This is a genomic window from Neisseria sp. P0020.S003 (assembly GCF_051957095.1).
Taxonomy (GTDB): Bacteria; Pseudomonadota; Gammaproteobacteria; order Burkholderiales; family Neisseriaceae; genus Neisseria; species Neisseria subflava.
On the sequence record NZ_JBQCWU010000011.1, the window covers coordinates 18,928 to 37,133 of the forward strand.

At 46.3% G+C, this 18,206-nt stretch carries 14 protein-coding genes and 4 tRNA genes; all 18 read left to right on the forward strand.

What is annotated here, in order from left to right; translation table 11 throughout:
• The first annotated feature begins 68 nt into the window (after nucleotides 1–68).
• The 18 genes from rsmD (at nucleotide 69) to fusA (ending at nucleotide 18,150) form a co-directional block, all read left to right on the forward strand.
• Nucleotides 69–641 carry a 16S rRNA (guanine(966)-N(2))-methyltransferase RsmD gene (gene rsmD, locus ACTHTQ_RS07300; RefSeq protein ID WP_440363549.1) on the forward strand — a complete coding sequence of 191 codons (573 nt, stop codon included), beginning with the start codon at nucleotides 69–71 and terminating at the stop codon, nucleotides 639–641.
• 122 nt (nucleotides 642–763) lie between these two features.
• Nucleotides 764–1,015, forward strand: a complete 252-nt coding sequence (locus tag ACTHTQ_RS07305) for a YfhL family 4Fe-4S dicluster ferredoxin (RefSeq protein ID WP_003679513.1) — start codon at nucleotides 764–766, stop codon at nucleotides 1,013–1,015.
• A 98-nt stretch (nucleotides 1,016–1,113) separates the two neighbouring features.
• A tRNA-Tyr gene (locus tag ACTHTQ_RS07310) sits at nucleotides 1,114–1,197 on the forward strand.
• Between the two features lie 32 nt (nucleotides 1,198–1,229).
• Nucleotides 1,230–1,303: transfer RNA gene (locus tag ACTHTQ_RS07315), tRNA-Gly, on the forward strand.
• 9 nt (nucleotides 1,304–1,312) lie between these two features.
• Nucleotides 1,313–1,387, forward strand: a tRNA-Thr gene (locus tag ACTHTQ_RS07320).
• Nucleotides 1,388–1,437: 50 nt separating this feature from the next.
• A complete protein-coding gene (gene tuf / locus ACTHTQ_RS07325) occupies nucleotides 1,438–2,622 on the forward strand; it encodes an elongation factor Tu (RefSeq protein WP_002215366.1) in 1,185 nt (394 codons plus the stop codon).
• A gap of 6 nt (nucleotides 2,623–2,628) precedes the next feature.
• Nucleotides 2,629–2,704, forward strand: a tRNA-Trp gene (locus ACTHTQ_RS07330).
• A 131-nt stretch (nucleotides 2,705–2,835) separates the two neighbouring features.
• Nucleotides 2,836–3,111 (forward strand): preprotein translocase subunit SecE, encoded by a 276-nt coding sequence (gene secE, locus ACTHTQ_RS07335; RefSeq protein ID WP_003680696.1) that lies wholly within the window; start codon nucleotides 2,836–2,838, stop codon nucleotides 3,109–3,111.
• A gap of 2 nt (nucleotides 3,112–3,113) precedes the next feature.
• On the forward strand, nucleotides 3,114–3,647 hold the full coding sequence (nusG, locus tag ACTHTQ_RS07340; RefSeq protein WP_003680697.1) for a transcription termination/antitermination protein NusG: 534 nt from the start codon (nucleotides 3,114–3,116) through the stop codon (nucleotides 3,645–3,647).
• Between the two features lie 105 nt (nucleotides 3,648–3,752).
• Entirely contained in the window at nucleotides 3,753–4,187 is a 435-nt protein-coding gene (gene rplK, locus ACTHTQ_RS07345) for a 50S ribosomal protein L11 (protein WP_440363550.1), read from the forward strand.
• Nucleotides 4,187–4,882 carry a 50S ribosomal protein L1 gene (rplA, locus tag ACTHTQ_RS07350; protein ID WP_440363551.1) on the forward strand — a complete coding sequence of 232 codons (696 nt, stop codon included), beginning with the start codon at nucleotides 4,187–4,189 and terminating at the stop codon, nucleotides 4,880–4,882. The genes rplK and rplA overlap by 1 nt, the downstream gene beginning before the upstream one ends.
• Before the next feature lie 225 nt (nucleotides 4,883–5,107).
• Nucleotides 5,108–5,608 (forward strand): 50S ribosomal protein L10, encoded by a 501-nt coding sequence (gene rplJ, locus ACTHTQ_RS07355; RefSeq protein WP_440363552.1) that lies wholly within the window; start codon nucleotides 5,108–5,110, stop codon nucleotides 5,606–5,608.
• A gap of 57 nt (nucleotides 5,609–5,665) precedes the next feature.
• Nucleotides 5,666–6,037: a 50S ribosomal protein L7/L12 gene (gene rplL / locus ACTHTQ_RS07360; protein ID WP_003677916.1), complete on the forward strand. Its 372-nt coding sequence runs from the start codon at nucleotides 5,666–5,668 to the stop codon at nucleotides 6,035–6,037.
• Nucleotides 6,038–6,226: 189 nt separating this feature from the next.
• Nucleotides 6,227–10,405 (forward strand): DNA-directed RNA polymerase subunit beta, encoded by a 4,179-nt coding sequence (gene rpoB, locus ACTHTQ_RS07365; RefSeq protein WP_440363553.1) that lies wholly within the window; start codon nucleotides 6,227–6,229, stop codon nucleotides 10,403–10,405.
• A 156-nt stretch (nucleotides 10,406–10,561) separates the two neighbouring features.
• The gene (rpoC, locus tag ACTHTQ_RS07370) at nucleotides 10,562–14,737 is read left to right on the forward strand and encodes a DNA-directed RNA polymerase subunit beta' (protein ID WP_049328666.1); all 4,176 of its coding nucleotides are present in this window, start codon (nucleotides 10,562–10,564) and stop codon (nucleotides 14,735–14,737) included.
• Between the two features lie 329 nt (nucleotides 14,738–15,066).
• A complete protein-coding gene (gene rpsL, locus ACTHTQ_RS07375) occupies nucleotides 15,067–15,438 on the forward strand; it encodes a 30S ribosomal protein S12 (RefSeq protein ID WP_002218431.1) in 372 nt (123 codons plus the stop codon).
• 117 nt (nucleotides 15,439–15,555) lie between these two features.
• Complete coding sequence (rpsG, locus tag ACTHTQ_RS07380) at nucleotides 15,556–16,026, forward strand: 30S ribosomal protein S7 (protein ID WP_003745196.1); 471 nt, start codon at nucleotides 15,556–15,558, stop codon at nucleotides 16,024–16,026.
• Between the two features lie 18 nt (nucleotides 16,027–16,044).
• The gene (fusA, locus tag ACTHTQ_RS07385) at nucleotides 16,045–18,150 is read left to right on the forward strand and encodes an elongation factor G (protein WP_004565796.1); all 2,106 of its coding nucleotides are present in this window, start codon (nucleotides 16,045–16,047) and stop codon (nucleotides 18,148–18,150) included.
• Nucleotides 18,151–18,206: the final 56 nt, after the last annotated feature.

The window sequence follows — 18,206 nt, forward strand, 5'->3', positions numbered from 1 at the left end:
AATACGGCTTGATGGCAGTTTCACTATATAATTGAGGCCGTCTGAAAACTCGGCATCTTTTAAGAATTATGGCAAACAACAAACATTCCAAATACACCAATCAAGTACGCATTATTGGCGGGCAATGCAGAGGGAGAAAGTTAACTTTTCTGTCCGCAGATGGTCTGCGTCCGACGCCTGACAGCGTGCGTGAAAAACTGTTTAATTGGCTGGGCCAGGATTTAACCGGCAAAACAGTATTGGACTTATTTAGCGGCAGTGGTGCTTTGGGAATGGAGGCCGCTTCTCGTAATGCGGCAAAAGTGGTAATGGTCGATAACCACCGCCAAACTGTTCAAACGCTTCAGAAAAATATCCGTGAATTAGGTTTGAAACAGGTGGAAATCGTGTGTTCAGACGGCATGGCTTATCTGACAAGGCCGTCTGAAAAATTTGATGTTGTGTTTCTTGATCCGCCGTTTGCATGGGAAGATTGGCAAAATCTGTTTATCCGATTGCAAAGCCACTTGAAAAATGGGGCAATGGTCTATATTGAAGCAGGGAAGCTGCCTGAAAAACCGGATTGGCTGGAAATTTATCGGGAAGGAAAGGCGGGAATGAGTAGGTTTGAATTGTTGCTCTATTCGCAAGTCGCTGAATAGTATAGAATTTGAGAATCATTCCCAAGGTGTAAAACATTCTTTCAAACGGATTGTTCCGACGTCATTTGTGCTATAATCCGCGCCCAATCGGTTTTGATAATTTAAGAAAAAAGGAAATAGAAATGTCGCTCTTTATTACAGATGAGTGCATTAACTGCGATGTGTGCGAACCGGAATGCCCTAATGATGCCATTTCGCAAGGTGAAGAAATTTACGAAATCAATCCAAATTTGTGTACACAATGTGTAGGCCATTACGATGAGCCTCAGTGCCAACAGGTATGCCCTGTCGACTGTATCTTGATCGATGAAGAACATCCTGAAACGCACGAAGAACTGATGGCTAAGTATGAAAAAATCATTCAGTTTAAATAAATAGCGTTTAAAAGCAAAAGCTTGGATATTTTTAAAGAAATAAATGAAAAAAAATCTTGACGGAAATCTGAGTTGCCAATAAACTAACGTTCTCTTTTGGAGGGATTCCCGAGCGGTCAAAGGGGGCAGACTGTAAATCTGTTGCGTGAGCTTCGAAGGTTCGAATCCTTCTCCCTCCACCAAAAATTCTTACTTGGAGCAAAAAAGTGAGTATGCGGGTGTAGCTCAATGGTAGAGCAGAAGCCTTCCAAGCTTACGGTGAGGGTTCGATTCCCTTCACCCGCTCCAAACAATTTCGCCCATGTAGCTCAGGGGTAGAGCACTCCCTTGGTAAGGGAGAGGTCGGCAGTTCAAATCTGCCCATGGGCACCATCTCATTATTACCCTTTCTTTCAAAAAGCTATAGATTATAGGATATTGCCATGGCTAAGGAAAAATTTGAACGTAGCAAACCGCACGTAAACGTTGGCACCATCGGTCACGTTGACCATGGTAAAACCACTCTGACTGCTGCTTTGACTACTATTTTGGCTAAAAAATTCGGTGGTGCTGCAAAAGCTTACGATCAAATCGACAACGCTCCCGAAGAAAAAGCCCGTGGTATTACCATTAATACCTCACACGTAGAATACGAAACCGAAACCCGCCACTACGCACACGTAGACTGCCCGGGTCACGCCGACTACGTTAAAAACATGATTACCGGTGCCGCACAAATGGACGGCGCAATCTTGGTATGTTCCGCTGCCGACGGTCCTATGCCGCAAACCCGCGAACACATCCTGTTGGCCCGCCAAGTAGGCGTGCCTTACATCATCGTGTTCATGAACAAATGCGACATGGTTGACGATGCCGAGCTGTTGGAGCTGGTTGAAATGGAAATCCGTGACTTGCTGTCAAGCTACGACTTCCCAGGCGACGACTGCCCGATCGTACAAGGTTCTGCACTGAAAGCCTTGGAAGGCGACGCTGCTTACGAAGAAAAAATCTTCGAATTGGCTGCTGCATTGGACAGCTACATCCCGACTCCTGAGCGTGCTGTGGACAAACCGTTCTTGTTGCCTATCGAAGACGTATTCTCTATCTCCGGCCGTGGTACAGTAGTAACCGGTCGCGTAGAGCGCGGTATCATCCACGTTGGTGACGAGATCGAAATCGTAGGTCTGAAAGAAACCCAAAAAACCACTTGCACCGGCGTTGAAATGTTCCGCAAACTGCTGGACGAAGGTCAAGCAGGTGACAACGTAGGCGTATTGCTGCGTGGTACTAAACGTGAAGACGTAGAGCGTGGTCAAGTATTGGCTAAACCAGGTACCATTACTCCTCACACCAAATTCAAAGCTGAAGTATACGTACTGAGCAAAGAAGAGGGTGGTCGTCATACTCCGTTCTTCGCCAACTACCGTCCACAATTCTACTTCCGTACTACTGACGTAACTGGTGCAGTTACTTTGGAAGAAGGAGTAGAAATGGTAATGCCAGGTGAGAACGTAACCATTACTGTAGAACTGATTGCGCCAATCGCTATGGAAGAAGGTCTGCGCTTTGCGATTCGCGAAGGTGGTCGTACCGTAGGTGCGGGTGTGGTTTCTTCTGTAATCGCTTAAGTTTAGAGGCCAATAGCTCAATTGGTAGAGTATCGGTCTCCAAAACCGAGGGTTGGGGGTTCGAGACCCTCTTGGCCTGCCAAATAAAAAATTAACCGGCCTTGTGCCGGTTAATTTTTTTGTACTTAAGTTTTAAGATTATTTGGAATTAATTAATGGATCAATGCCACTATCTAAAATGAAGGCGGGTGGGGTATTGATAAGTGAGTAAAGATGACAGAACATCCGTCTGGACGCAAAGAAGACCATCAGAAAAAGGAAGTTGTGGTAAGTAATAAGCCAGCTCCTGAAAAGAAAGAAGGTCTGTTTGCATATTTTAAGAGCTCTTGGACTGAGTTTAAGAAGGTAGTTTGGCCGAGTCGCGATGAAGCGGTCAAAATGACTGTATTCGTGATTATCTTCGTTGCAGTTTTAGCAGCCTTCATTTATGCGGCAGATACAATTATTTCATGGTTGTTTTTTGATGTTTTATTAAATAGGAAAGGGTAAAGATGTCAAAGCGTTGGTATGTGGTACAGGCCTATTCCGGTTTCGAGAAAAATGTTCAAAAAACATTGAAAGAGCGCATTGCTCGAGAAAACATGGAAGAATATTTTGGTCAGATTCTCGTTCCTGTAGAGGAAGTGGTAGATATCAAGAATGGCCGAAAAACCATCAGTGAGCGTAAATTCTATCCAGGCTATGTGTTGGTTGAAATGGAAATGACCGATGATTCATGGCACTTGGTTAAGAGCACCCCTCGAGTAAATGGTTTTGTAGGTGGTAGCGGAAATCGCCCAATCCCAATTTCTCAAAAAGATGCAGATGCTATTTTGCAACAAGCCAAAACAGGTGTTGAGAAGCCAAAACCAAAAGTTGAATTTGAGGTTGGTCAGCAGGTTCGTGTGAATGAAGGTCCATTTGCCGATTTCAATGGGATTGTTGATGAGGTTAACTACGAGCGTAATAGACTGCGTGTTTCAGTTCAGATTTTTGGTCGTGAAACACCGGTTGAATTAGAGTTCGGTCAGGTTGAAAAGATTTAAGTGGTTTAATTCGCTTGAAAATTTTTTTTTAAGCGGATATAATCGCAAATTCTGTTTGGGAAGCGGAATGGTTCCGCGTTATACCCGTTTTTAGGAGTCCTTTAAGTGGCAAAGAAAATTATCGGCTACATCAAACTGCAAATTCCTGCAGGTAAAGCCAATCCATCTCCCCCAGTTGGTCCTGCTTTGGGTCAACGTGGTTTGAACATCATGGAATTCTGTAAAGCATTTAATGCTGCAACCCAAGGTGTGGAACCTGGTTTGCCAATTCCAGTCGTGATCACCGCATTTGCAGATAAATCATTCACATTTGTGATGAAAACCCCACCAGCTTCTATCTTGTTGAAAAAAGCTGCTGGTCTGCAAAAAGGTAGTTCTAATCCTCTGACTAACAAAGTGGGTAAATTGACCCGCGCTCAGTTGGAAGAAATTGCTAAAACTAAAGAGCCTGATTTGACTGCTGCTGACTTGGATGCGGCTGTCCGCACCATCGCCGGCTCTGCTCGCTCAATGGGCTTGGATGTGGAGGGTGTTGTATAATGGCTAAAGTATCTAAACGCTTGAAAGCTCTGCGCTCTTCTGTTGAAGCTAACAAACTGTACGCAATCGATGAAGCAATTGCTTTGGTTAAAAAAGCTGCTACTGCTAAATTTGACGAGTCTGTTGACGTATCTATCAACCTGGGTGTTGATCCTCGTAAATCTGACCAAGTTATTCGTGGTTCAGTCGTTCTGCCTAAAGGTACCGGTAAAACAACTCGCGTAGCTGTATTTACTCAAGGTGCAAATGCAGATGCTGCTAAAGAAGCTGGTGCAGATATTGTCGGTTTTGAAGATCTGGCTGCTGAAATCAAAGCTGGTAACCTGAACTTTGACGTTGTTATTGCTTCCCCTGATGCAATGCGTATCGTTGGTCAATTGGGTACCATCTTGGGTCCTCGTGGTCTGATGCCAAACCCTAAAGTAGGTACTGTTACTCCTAACGTTGCTGAAGCAGTTAAAAATGCAAAAGCAGGTCAAGTACAATACCGTACAGATAAAGCCGGTATCGTTCACGCAACTATCGGTCGTGCTTCTTTCGCTGAAGCTGACTTGAAAGAAAACTTCAATGCGTTGCTGGATGCTATCGTTAAAGCCAAACCTGCTGCTGCTAAAGGTCAGTACCTGAAAAAAGTTGCTGTATCCAGCACTATGGGTTTGGGTGTTCGCGTTGATACTGCAAGCGTGAACAACTAAAGAAATTTTCAGGTGATCCAGATTTTCTGGATTGCCTGAATTTGGGCTACTTAAAATTAAGTAGATGTCCAAGACCGTAGGGATCGTAAGATTTAATCGTAACTGCCCTACGCAGACGGTAGTCCTGAAACACATTGCAAGATTGCTTGTAAGATGTCTTTTTAGGTTACCGCGCTGGTGGGATATCATTTCGGTATCCTGTTTATAAACAGTGGGAGGTAGACCTTGAGTCTCAATATTGAAACCAAGAAAGTGGCCGTAGAGGAAATTGGCGCAGCAATTGCTAACGCTCAAACTCTCGTAGTTGCTGAATATCGCGGTATCAGTGTTTCCAGCATGACCGAGCTTCGTGCGAATGCACGTAAAGAAGGCGTTTACTTGCGCGTTCTGAAAAATACTCTGGCTCGTCGCGCAGTAGAGGGTACTTCATTTGCAGGTTTGGCCGATCAAATGGTTGGTCCATTGGTTTACGCTGCTTCTGAAGATGCTGTTGCTGCTGCTAAAGTGCTGCACCAATTCGCGAAAAAAGATGACAAAATTATCGTTAAAGCTGGTTCTTACAATGGCGAAGTGATGAATCCTGCTCAGGTTGCTGAGTTGGCTTCTATTCCAAGTCGCGAAGAGCTGTTGTCCAAACTGTTGTTCGTTATGCAAGCTCCTGTATCAGGCTTTGCACGTGGTTTGGCTGCTTTGGCAGAGAAAAAAGCTGGCGAAGAAGCCGCTTAATCGATTTTGTTTCATTTAATCAATTATTTTTAATACAATATTTGGAGTATAAATAGCATGGCTATTACTAAAGAAGACATTTTGGAAGCCGTTGGTTCTTTGACCGTAATGGAATTGAACGACCTGGTTAAAGCTTTTGAAGAAAAATTTGGCGTTTCTGCTGCTGCAGTTGCAGTTGCAGGCCCTGCAGGTGCTGGTGCAGCTGCTGCTGAAGAAAAAACTGAATTCGACGTAGTATTGGCTTCTGCCGGTGATCAAAAAGTTGGCGTGATTAAAGTTGTCCGCGCTATCACTGGCCTGGGTCTGAAAGAAGCTAAAGACATCGTTGACGGTGCACCTAAAACTCTGAAAGAAGGTGTTTCTAAAGCTGAAGCTGAAGACATCCAAAAACAATTGGAAGAAGCCGGCGCTAAAGTCGAAATCAAATAATTTGATGCTTCCTATGAAGGCTGGCAGTTTTCTGCCAGCCTTATTTTGCTTCTTGAAATAAGCATCAGGCATTGTTTACATTTATTTGCATAGTCTTTATAAAATCATTGCAAATAAATGTAAATATCAGGTTGATGCATGCCGTTGTTTCAGACGGCCTATTATTTAAAATTGCTTTTCGGAGTGTATATGAGCTATTCGTTTACCGAGAAAAAACGTATCCGTAAGAGTTTTGCAAAGCGAGAGAATGTCTTAGATGTTCCTTTCCTGCTGGCAACCCAAATTGATTCTTATGCGAAATTTTTGCAGCTGGAAAATGCTTTTGACCAACGCACTGATGATGGTCTGCAAGCAGCATTTAATTCTATTTTCCCGATTGTGAGCCATAACGGTTATGCGCGCTTGGAGTTTGTGCATTACACATTGGGCGAGCCTTTATTCGATATTCCTGAATGTCAATTGCGCGGCATTACTTACGCGGCTCCATTGCGTGCCCGTATCCGTTTAGTGATTTTGGATAAAGAAGCATCTAAGCCGACTGTAAAAGAAGTTCGTGAAAACGAAGTGTATATGGGTGAAATCCCATTGATGACGCCAAGTGGCTCTTTTGTCATCAATGGTACTGAGCGTGTGATTGTTTCCCAGCTGCACCGTTCTCCAGGCGTGTTCTTTGAGCATGACCGTGGTAAAACACATTCTTCCGGTAAGCTGTTGTTCTCTGCTCGTATTATTCCTTACCGTGGTTCATGGTTGGATTTCGAATTTGATCCAAAAGATTTGCTGTATTTCCGTATCGACCGTCGCCGTAAAATGCCGGTTACGATTTTGTTGAAAGCTTTGGGCTACAACAATGAACAAATCTTGGATATTTTCTACGACAAAGAAACTTTCTATTTGTCTTCAAACGGTGTTCAAACTGATCTGATTGCAGGCCGTCTGAAAGGTGAAACTGCCAAAGTTCATATCTTGGATAAAGAAGGCAATGTACTGGTCGCCAAAGGTAAACGCATTACTGCGAAAAATATCCGTGATATTACCAATGCAGGCTTGACTCGTCTGGATGTAGAGCCAGAAAGCCTGATAGGTAAAGCATTGGCTGCTGACCTGATTGATCCGGAAACCGGCGAAGTATTGGCTTCTGCTAACGATGAAATTACAGAAGAACTGTTGGCTAAGCTTGATATCCATGGCGTAAAAGAAATTACGACCCTTTATATCAATGAATTGGATCAAGGCGGCTACATCTCCAGCACTCTGCGTACAGACGAAACTGCTGATCAGCAAGCTGCACGCGTAGCGATTTACCGCATGATGCGTCCTGGCGAACCGCCTACCGAAGAAGCTGTTGAACAGCTCTTCAACCGCTTGTTCTTTAGTGAAGACAGCTATGATTTGTCTCGCGTAGGCCGTATGAAATTTAATACGCGCACATACGAACAAAAATTGTCTGAAGCACAACAAAACTCTTGGTATGGCCGTTTGCTGAACGAAACTTTGGCTGGTGCAGCTGAAAAAGGTGGTTACGTTCTGAGTGTTGAAGACATTGTTGCTTCTATTGCTACATTGGTTGAACTGCGTAACGGTCATGGCGAAGTAGACGATATCGACCACTTGGGTAATCGTCGTGTCCGTTCTGTGGGTGAGTTGACTGAAAACCAATTCCGCAGTGGTTTGGCTCGTGTAGAACGTGCAGTTAAAGAGCGTTTGAACCAAGCAGAATCTGAGAACTTGATGCCGCATGACTTGATCAATGCAAAACCTGTTTCTGCCGCGATTAAAGAATTCTTCGGCTCCAGCCAATTGAGCCAATTTATGGATCAGACCAACCCATTGTCTGAAGTAACCCATAAACGCCGTGTATCTGCATTGGGCCCTGGCGGTTTGACTCGTGAACGTGCAGGCTTTGAGGTGCGAGACGTACACCCGACCCATTATGGCCGTGTATGTCCTATTGAAACACCTGAGGGTCCAAACATTGGTTTGATCAACTCACTGTCTGTTTATGCGCGCACCAATGATTATGGCTTCTTGGAGACCCCTTACCGCCGTGTTGTCAATGGCAAAGTAACTGAAGAAATCGATTACTTGTCTGCTATCGAAGAAGGCCGTTATGTGATTGCACAGGCGAATGCTGACTTGGACAAAGACGGTAATTTGATTGGCGACTTGGTTACTTGTCGTGAAAAAGGCGAAACCATTATGGCAACGCCTGACCGTGTTCAATATATGGACGTGGCAACCGGTCAAGTGGTATCCGTTGCAGCATCTCTGATTCCATTCTTGGAACATGATGACGCGAACCGTGCGTTGATGGGTGCCAACATGCAACGTCAGGCCGTACCGTGCCTGCGTCCTGAAAAACCAATGGTAGGTACCGGTATCGAGCGCTCTGTTGCCGTTGACTCTGCAACTGCAATCGTTGCCCGCCGTGGTGGTGTGGTTGAGTATGTAGATGCCAACCGCGTTGTAGTTCGTGTTCATGATGATGAAGCGACTGCCGGTGAAGTAGGTGTCGATATTTACAACTTGGTTAAATTTACCCGTTCCAACCAATCTACCAACATCAACCAACGTCCGGCTGTAAAAGCAGGCGATGTGTTGCAACGTGGTGACTTGGTGGCCGATGGTGCATCTACCGACTTGGGTGAGTTGGCTTTGGGTCAAAACATGACCATTGCCTTCATGCCATGGAACGGCTACAACTACGAAGACTCGATTCTGATTTCAGAAAAAGTGGCTGCGGACGATCGTTACACTTCGATTCACATTGAAGAGCTGAACGTTGTTGCACGTGACACTAAATTGGGTGCGGAAGACATTACCCGCGATATTCCGAACTTGTCTGAGCGTATGCAAAACCGTTTGGATGAATCCGGTATCGTATATATCGGTGCAGAAGTAGAAGCCGGTGACGTCTTGGTAGGTAAAGTAACACCTAAAGGCGAAACCCAACTGACTCCTGAAGAAAAACTGCTGCGTGCTATCTTCGGTGAAAAAGCATCTGACGTAAAAGATACTTCATTGCGTATGCCTACCGGCATGAGCGGTACCGTTATCGACGTTCAAGTCTTCACTCGTGAAGGTATTCAACGCGACAAACGTGCTCAATCCATTATTGATTCTGAATTGAAACGTTACCGTCAAGATTTGGGCGATCAATTGCGTATTTTCGATAATGACGCATTCGACCGTATTGAGCGTATGATTGTTGGTCAAAAAGCCAATGGTGGTCCGATGAAGCTGGCTAAAGGCAGTGAAATCACTACCGAATATTTGGCAAGCCTGCCCAGCAAACATGATTGGTTTGACATCCGTCTGGCTGACGAAGATTTGGCCAAACAGTTGGAACTGATTAAATTGAGCCTGCAACAAAAACGCGAAGAAGCGGATGAGTTGTATGAGATCAAGAAGAAAAAACTGACCCAAGGCGACGAGCTGCAACCGGGCGTACAAAAAATGGTGAAAGTATTTATCGCCATCAAACGCCGTCTGCAAGCCGGTGACAAAATGGCGGGTCGCCACGGTAACAAAGGTGTGGTATCACGCATTCTGCCGGTGGAAGACATGCCTTACATGGCTGACGGCCGTCCGGTAGACATCGTACTGAACCCATTGGGCGTACCTTCCCGTATGAACATCGGTCAGATTTTGGAAGTTCACTTGGGTTGGGCGGCAAAAGGTATCGGTGAACGCATCGACCGTATGCTGAAAGAACAACGCAAAGCCAGCGAGCTGCGTGAATTCTTGAACAAACTCTACAACGGTAGCGGTAAGAAAGAAGATTTGGACAGCCTGACAGATGAAGAAATCATCGAATTGGCTTCCAACCTGCGTAAAGGTGCATCTTTCGCCTCTCCAGTATTCGACGGTGCGAAAGAGTCTGAAATCCGCGAAATGTTGAACTTGGCTTACCCAAGCGAAGATCCTGAGGTTGAAAAACTGGGCTTCAACGACAGTAAAACTCAAATCACGCTGTATGACGGCCGTTCAGGCGAAGCATTTGACCGCAAGGTTACAGTCGGTGTGATGCACTATCTGAAACTGCACCACTTGGTTGACGAAAAAATGCACGCCCGTTCTACCGGTCCATACAGTCTGGTTACCCAGCAGCCTCTGGGCGGTAAAGCTCAGTTCGGTGGCCAACGTTTCGGTGAGATGGAGGTTTGGGCATTGGAAGCATACGGTGCGGCATACACGCTGCAAGAGATGCTGACTGTGAAGTCTGACGACGTGAACGGCCGTACCAAAATGTACGAGAACATCGTCAAAGGCGAACACAAAATCGATGCCGGTATGCCTGAATCCTTCAACGTATTGGTTAAAGAGATTCGCTCGCTGGGCTTGGATATCGATTTGGAACGTTACTAAACAGAAGTTTTCAGACGGCCTTTTAAGGTCGTCTGAAAAAGCGGTTTCAGAATAAGAATGAAGCAATCGGCATTTGGGCCGTCTGAAATCGAAAGTACCGTTTCCCAATATCGAAAATCCGCCATGCGGTAAAAATACTTCCTTCAAGGAGCAAAAATGAATTTGTTGAACTTATTTAATCCGTTGCAAACTGCCGGCATGGAAGAAGAGTTTGATGCCATCAAAATCGGTATTGCCTCTCCCGAAACCATCCGCTCATGGTCTTATGGCGAAGTTAAAAAACCTGAAACCATCAACTACCGTACGTTCAAACCTGAGCGCGACGGTCTGTTCTGCGCCAAAATCTTTGGCCCGGTCAAAGACTATGAATGTTTGTGCGGTAAATACAAACGCTTGAAATTTAAAGGCGTAACCTGTGAAAAATGTGGTGTAGAAGTGACCCTGTCCAAAGTACGCCGCGAACGCATGGGCCACATTGAATTGGCTGCACCAGTTGCCCATATTTGGTTCTTGAAATCCCTGCCTTCCCGCTTGGGTATGGTACTGGACATGACTTTGCGCGATATCGAACGCGTATTGTACTTTGAAGCATTTGTGGTAACCGATCCCGGCATGACTCCGTTGCAACGTCGTCAATTGCTGACTGAAGACGATTACTACAACAAACTGGACGAATACGGCGACGACTTCGATGCCAAAATGGGTGCAGAAGGTATCCGCGAATTGCTGCGTACCTTGGATATTACCGGCGAAATCGAAATCCTGCGTCAAGAGCTGGAATCTACCGGTTCTGACACCAAAATCAAAAAAATCGCCAAACGTTTGAAAGTATTGGAAGCCTTCCACCGTTCCGGTATGAAACTGGAATGGATGATTATGGATGTACTGCCGGTATTGCCGCCTGATTTGCGTCCGTTGGTTCCATTGGATGGTGGTCGTTTTGCCACTTCCGATTTGAACGATTTGTACCGCCGCGTCATCAACCGTAACAACCGTCTGAAACGTCTGTTGGAACTGCATGCGCCTGACATCATCGTTCGTAACGAAAAACGTATGTTGCAAGAAGCAGTTGACTCTCTGTTGGATAACGGCCGCCGCGGTAAAGCCATGACCGGTGCCAACAAACGTCCGCTGAAATCATTGGCTGACATGATTAAAGGTAAAGGCGGCCGCTTCCGTCAAAACCTGCTGGGTAAACGTGTGGACTACTCTGGTCGTTCCGTGATTACCGTAGGCCCATACCTGCGTCTGCACCAATGTGGTCTGCCGAAAAAAATGGCTTTGGAACTGTTCAAACCATTTATTTTCCACAAATTGGAAAAACAAGGTTTGGCTTCTACCGTTAAAGCTGCGAAAAAATTGGTAGAACAAGAAGTACCTGAAGTATGGGACATCTTGGAAGAAGTAATCCGCGAACATCCGATTATGCTGAACCGTGCGCCAACCCTGCACCGTTTGGGTATTCAAGCGTTCGAACCTATCCTGATCGAAGGTAAAGCGATTCAGTTGCACCCATTGGTGTGTGCCGCATTTAACGCCGACTTTGATGGTGACCAAATGGCTGTACACGTTCCATTGAGCTTGGAAGCACAAATGGAAGCACGCACGTTGATGCTGGCTTCAAACAACGTATTGTCTCCAGCCAACGGCGAACCAATCATCGTACCTTCTCAAGATATCGTATTGGGTCTGTACTACATGACCCGCGACCGTATCAATGCTAAAGGCGAAGGCAGCTTGTTTGCCGATGTGAAAGAAGTGCATCGTGCATACCATACCAAACAGGTTGAACTGGGTACGAAAATTACCGTACGTCTGCGTGAATGGGTGAAAAACGAAGCAGGTGAGTTTGAGCCTGTCGTTAACCGTTACGAAACAACTGTCGGCCGTGCATTGTTGAGCGAAATCTTGCCTAAAGGCCTGCCGTTCGAGTACATCAACAAAGCGCTGAAGAAAAAAGAAATTTCTAAACTGATTAACGCATCATTCCGTCTTTGCGGCCTGCGTGAAACAGTTATTTTCGCCGACCACCTGATGTATACCGGTTTTGGTTTTGCGGCTAAAGGCGGTATTTCCATTGCGGTTGACGATATGGAAATTCCGAAAGAAAAAGCAGCCTTGCTGGCTGAAGCTAATGCCGAAGTTAAAGAAATCGAAGACCAATACCGTCAAGGTTTGGTAACCAACGGCGAACGTTACAATAAAGTGGTCGATATTTGGGGTCGTGCCGGCGATAAGATCGCTAAAGCGATGATGGACAACCTGTCCAAACAAAAAGTCATCGACCGTGACGGCAACGAAGTTGATCAAGAGTCCTTTAACTCTATTTACATGATGGCTGACTCTGGTGCCCGTGGTTCTGCGGCTCAGATTAAACAGTTGTCCGGTATGCGTGGTTTGATGGCAAAACCTGACGGCTCCATTATTGAAACGCCTATTACCTCCAACTTCCGCGAAGGCCTGACCGTATTGCAATACTTTATTGCGACCCACGGTGCGCGTAAGGGTTTGGCGGATACCGCGTTGAAAACTGCAAACTCCGGTTACCTGACCCGTCGTTTGGTAGACGTAACCCAAGACTTGGTGGTTGTTGAAGACGATTGCGGTACTTCAGACGGCTTTGTGATGAAGGCAGTGGTACAAGGCGGTGATGTGATTGAAGCCTTGCGCGATCGTATTTTGGGCCGCGTTACTGCTTCTGATGTTGTCGATCCTTCGACTGGCGAGACTTTGGTTGAAGCCGGTACGTTGTTGACCGAGAAACTGGTAGATATGATCGACCAATCCGGTGTCGATGAAGTCAAAGTCCGTACGCCGATTACTTGTAAAACCCGTCATGGCCTGTGTGCACACTGTTATGGTCGTGACTTGGCACGCGGTAAACTGGTTAACGCCGGTGAGGCAGTTGGTGTGATTGCTGCACAATCCATTGGTGAACCAGGTACTCAGCTGACCATGCGTACGTTCCACATCGGTGGTGCGGCATCTCGTGCGGCAGCGGCCAGCCAAGTAGAAGCCAAATCCAACGGTACAGCACGTTTCAGCAGCCAAATGCGTTACGTTGCCAACAACAAAGGCGAATTGGTTGTCATCGGCCGTTCTTGTGAAGTAGTGATTCACGACGATATCGGTCGCGAACGTGAACGTCACAAAGTGCCTTACGGTGCAATCCTGCTGGTACAAGACGGCGAAGCCATTAAAGCCGGTCAAACTTTGGCAACTTGGGATCCGCATACCCGTCCTATGATCACCGAACACGCAGGTACGGTGAAATTCGAGAACGTGGAAGAGGGTGTTACTGTTGCGAAACAAACTGACGATGTAACCGGTTTGTCTACTCTGGTGGTGATTGACGGTAAACGTCGTTCCTCTAGTGCTTCTAAACTGTTGCGTCCAACTGTCAAACTGTTGGATGAAAATGGTCTGGAAATTTGCATCCCAGGTACCACTACCCCAGTTTCTATGGCATTCCCGGTCGGTGCGGTGATTACCATCCGTGAAGGTCAGGAGGTTGGTAAGGGTGATGTGTTGGCGCGTATTCCACAAGCGTCTTCTAAAACCCGCGATATTACCGGTGGTCTGCCACGCGTAGCCGAATTGTTTGAAGCACGCGTGCCGAAAGATGCAGGTATGTTGGCAGAAATTACCGGTACCGTTTCCTTCGGTAAAGAAACCAAAGGTAAACAGCGTCTGATTATTACTGACGTAGACGGTGTAGCATACGAAACCCTGATTTCTAAAGAGAAACAGATTTTGGTACACGACGGTCAAGTGGTAAACCGCGGTGAAACCATCGTAGACGGTGCTGTAGACCCACACGACATTCTGCGTCTGCAAGGTATCGAAGCATTGGCCCGCTACATTGTTCAAGAGGTACAAGAGGTTTACCGCCTGCAAGGTGTGAAGATTTCCGATAAACACATCGAAGTCATCATCCGCCAAATGCTGCGTCGAGTGAACATTGTTGATTCCGGTGATACAGAGTTCATTACTGGTGAGCAAGTTGAGCGTGGCGATGTGATGCTTGCCAATGAAAAAGCCATGGCTGAAGACAAAGAGCCGGCACGTTACGAAAACGTGTTGCTGGGTATTACCAAAGCTTCCTTGTCTACAGACAGCTTTATTTCTGCGGCATCGTTCCAAGAAACAACCCGCGTCTTGACAGAGGCCGCTATTATGGGCAAACAAGACGAGCTGCGCGGTTTGAAAGAGAACGTGATTGTTGGTCGTTTGATTCCTGCCGGTACAGGTTTGACCTACCACCGCAGTCGTCATCAACAATGGCAGCAAGCTGATCAAGAAACTTCTGAAACCGAAGCTTCAGACGAATAATCCCTCGGGATTATTGTGAAAATGAAACCGCAAGACTGGCTTGCGGTTTCATTTTTTAGAGGACATAAAAGAGAGTGGAGTTTCAGGCCATCTAAATAAATAAGGAAAGCAATGGAGAAAATAAGTAGAGAACCAAATTGCGGACTTGTTTAAAATGCCAAAGGCCATCTGAATGTTTCAGACGGCCTTTGTTTCTAAAATTTAGACATAAATTGGAAAACACCAAACTTTATCAGTCATTTGCTTGACTAAACCCTTACAATAAAAATATAATTCCAATCTTGTCGACATGGTGTCGGCAAGTATTTAACTCAACAGGACGAGAAAATATGCCAACTATTAACCAATTGGTACGCAAAGGCCGTCAAAAGCCTGTGTACGTAAACAAAGTGCCTGCACTGGAAGCTTGCCCGCAAAAACGTGGCGTGTGCACCCGTGTATACACAACTACCCCTAAAAAACCTAACTCTGCATTGCGTAAAGTATGTAAAGTTCGCCTGACCAACGGTTTTGAAGTAATTTCATACATCGGCGGTGAAGGTCACAACCTGCAAGAGCACAGCGTCGTATTGATTCGCGGCGGTCGTGTAAAAGACTTGCCAGGTGTACGTTACCACACTGTACGCGGTTCTTTGGATACTGCAGGTGTTAAAGACCGTAAACAAGCCCGTTCTAAATACGGTGCTAAGCGTCCTAAATAATTATTGGGACTCAAATAGGCACGTCGGCCGCCTAAGCTGAACAACGGCCGAGTAAGTGAATACTCAATTGGGTATTCATGGGAATTGACCCAACTGAATAGATTAAAGGAAATTAAAATGCCAAGACGTAGAGAAGTCCCTAAGCGTGACGTACTGCCAGATCCTAAATTCGGCAGCGTTGAGCTGACTAAATTCATGAACGTATTGATGATTGACGGTAAAAAATCTGTTGCAGAACGTATCGTTTACGGTGCACTGGAACAAATCGAGAAAAAAACCGGCAAAGCAGCAATCGAAGTATTCAACGAAGCCATTGCAAACGCCAAACCTATCGTGGAAGTGAAAAGCCGCCGTGTAGGTGGTGCAAACTACCAAGTTCCTGTTGAGGTTCGTCCTTCACGCCGTTTGGCTCTTGCAATGCGCTGGGTTCGCGATGCGGCCCGCAAACGTGGTGAGAAATCCATGGACCTGCGTTTGGCAGGCGAGTTGATTGATGCGTCCGAAGGTCGCGGCGGTGCGTTGAAAAAACGTGAAGAAGTACACCGCATGGCTGAAGCCAACAAAGCATTCTCTCACTTCCGTTTCTAATTTTGAAAGGCTAATAAAATGGCTCGTAAGACCCCGATCAGCCTGTACCGCAACATCGGTATTTCCGCCCATATCGACGCGGGTAAAACCACTACTACAGAACGTATTTTGTTCTATACCGGTTTGACCCACAAATTGGGCGAGGTGCATGACGGTGCGGCTACTACCGACTACATGGAACAAGAGCAAGAGCGTGGTATTACCATTACCTCTGCTGCCGTAACTTCCTACTGGTCCGGTATGGCGAAACAATTCCCCGAACACCGTTTTAACATCATCGACACCCCGGGACACGTTGACTTTACCGTAGAGGTGGAGCGCTCTATGCGTGTATTGGATGGTGCAGTAATGGTTTACTGTGCGGTGGGCGGTGTTCAGCCACAATCTGAAACCGTATGGCGTCAAGCCAACAAATACCAAGTGCCACGCTTGGCGTTTGTAAATAAAATGGACCGTCAAGGTGCCAACTTCTTCCGCGTTGTTGAGCAAATGAAAACCCGTTTGCGCGCAAACCCTGTGCCTATCGTAATTCCGGTTGGTGCAGAAGACAGCTTCAGTGGCGTTGTTGACCTGCTGAAAATGAAATCTATCATCTGGAACGAAGCTGATAAAGGTACAACCTTTACCTATGGCGATATTCCTGCTGAGTTGGTTGAAACTGCTGAAGAATGGCGTCAAAACATGATTGAAGCTGCAGCAGAAGCCAGCGAAGAATTGATGGATAAATACTTGGGCGGCGACGAGCTGACTGAAGAAGAAATCGTAGGCGGATTGCGTCAACGTACTCTGGCAGGCGAAATCCAACCTATGTTGTGTGGTTCTGCATTTAAAAACAAAGGTGTTCAACGTATGTTGGACGCAGTTGTAGAATTGCTGCCAGCTCCTACCGATATTCCTCCGGTTCAAGGTGTTAATCCTAACACTGAAGAAGCCGACAGCCGTCAAGCCAGCGATGAAGAGAAATTCTCTGCATTGGCGTTCAAAATGTTGAACGATAAATACGTTGGTCAGCTGACTTTCATCCGCGTTTACTCTGGTGTCGTGAAGTCCGGTGATACCGTATTGAACTCTGTAAAAGGCACTCGTGAACGTATCGGCCGTTTGGTACAAATGACTGCTGCGGACCGTACTGAAATTGAAGAAGTACGTGCTGGTGATATCGCAGCCGCTATCGGTCTGAAAGACGTTACTACCGGTGAAACCTTGTGTGCGGAAAGCGCACCGATTATCTTGGAACGCATGGAATTCCCTGAGCCGGTAATCCATATTGCCGTTGAGCCGAAAACCAAAGCCGACCAAGAGAAAATGGGTATCGCCTTGAACCGTTTGGCTAAAGAAGACCCGTCTTTCCGTGTTCGTACAGACGAAGAATCCGGTCAAACCATTATTTCGGGTATGGGTGAGCTGCACCTGGAAATTATTGTTGACCGTATGAAACGCGAATTCGGAGTGGAAGCAAATATCGGTGCGCCTCAAGTGGCTTACCGCGAAACTATCCGCAAAGAAGTCGAAGCCGAATACAAACACGCTAAACAATCCGGTGGTAAAGGTCAATACGGTCACGTTGTGATCAAAATGGAACCTATGGAGCCGGGTGGTGCAGGTTACGAATTTATCGATGAAATTAAAGGTGGTGTGATTCCTCGCGAATTCATTCCGTCTGTCGATAAAGGTATCCGCGATACCCTGCCTAACGGTATCGTTGCAGGCTACCCAGTAGTTGACGTACGCGTACGTTTGATCTTTGGTTCTTCACACGACGTTGACTCCTCTCAACTGGCCTTCGAATTGGCTGCTTCTCAAGCCTTCAAAGAAGGTATGCGTAAAGCCAATCCTGCTCTGCTTGAGCCGATCATGGCAGTTGAAGTGGAAACCCCTGAAGAATACATGGGTGACGTAATGGGCGACTTGAACCGTCGTCGTGGCGTTGTATTGGGTATGGATGATGACGGTATCGGCGGTAAAAAAGTCCGTGCCGAAGTACCTCTGGCAGAAATGTTCGGTTATTCTACCGACCTGCGTTCTGCAACCCAAGGCCGCGCTACTTACTCTATGGAGTTCAAGAAATATTCTGAAGCTCCTGCCCACGTAGCTGCTGCTGTAACTGAAGCCCGTAAAGGCTAATCAGGTAAATAGGTCGTCTGAAAGACTGAAATGATTTTTCAGACGGCCTCTGTTCT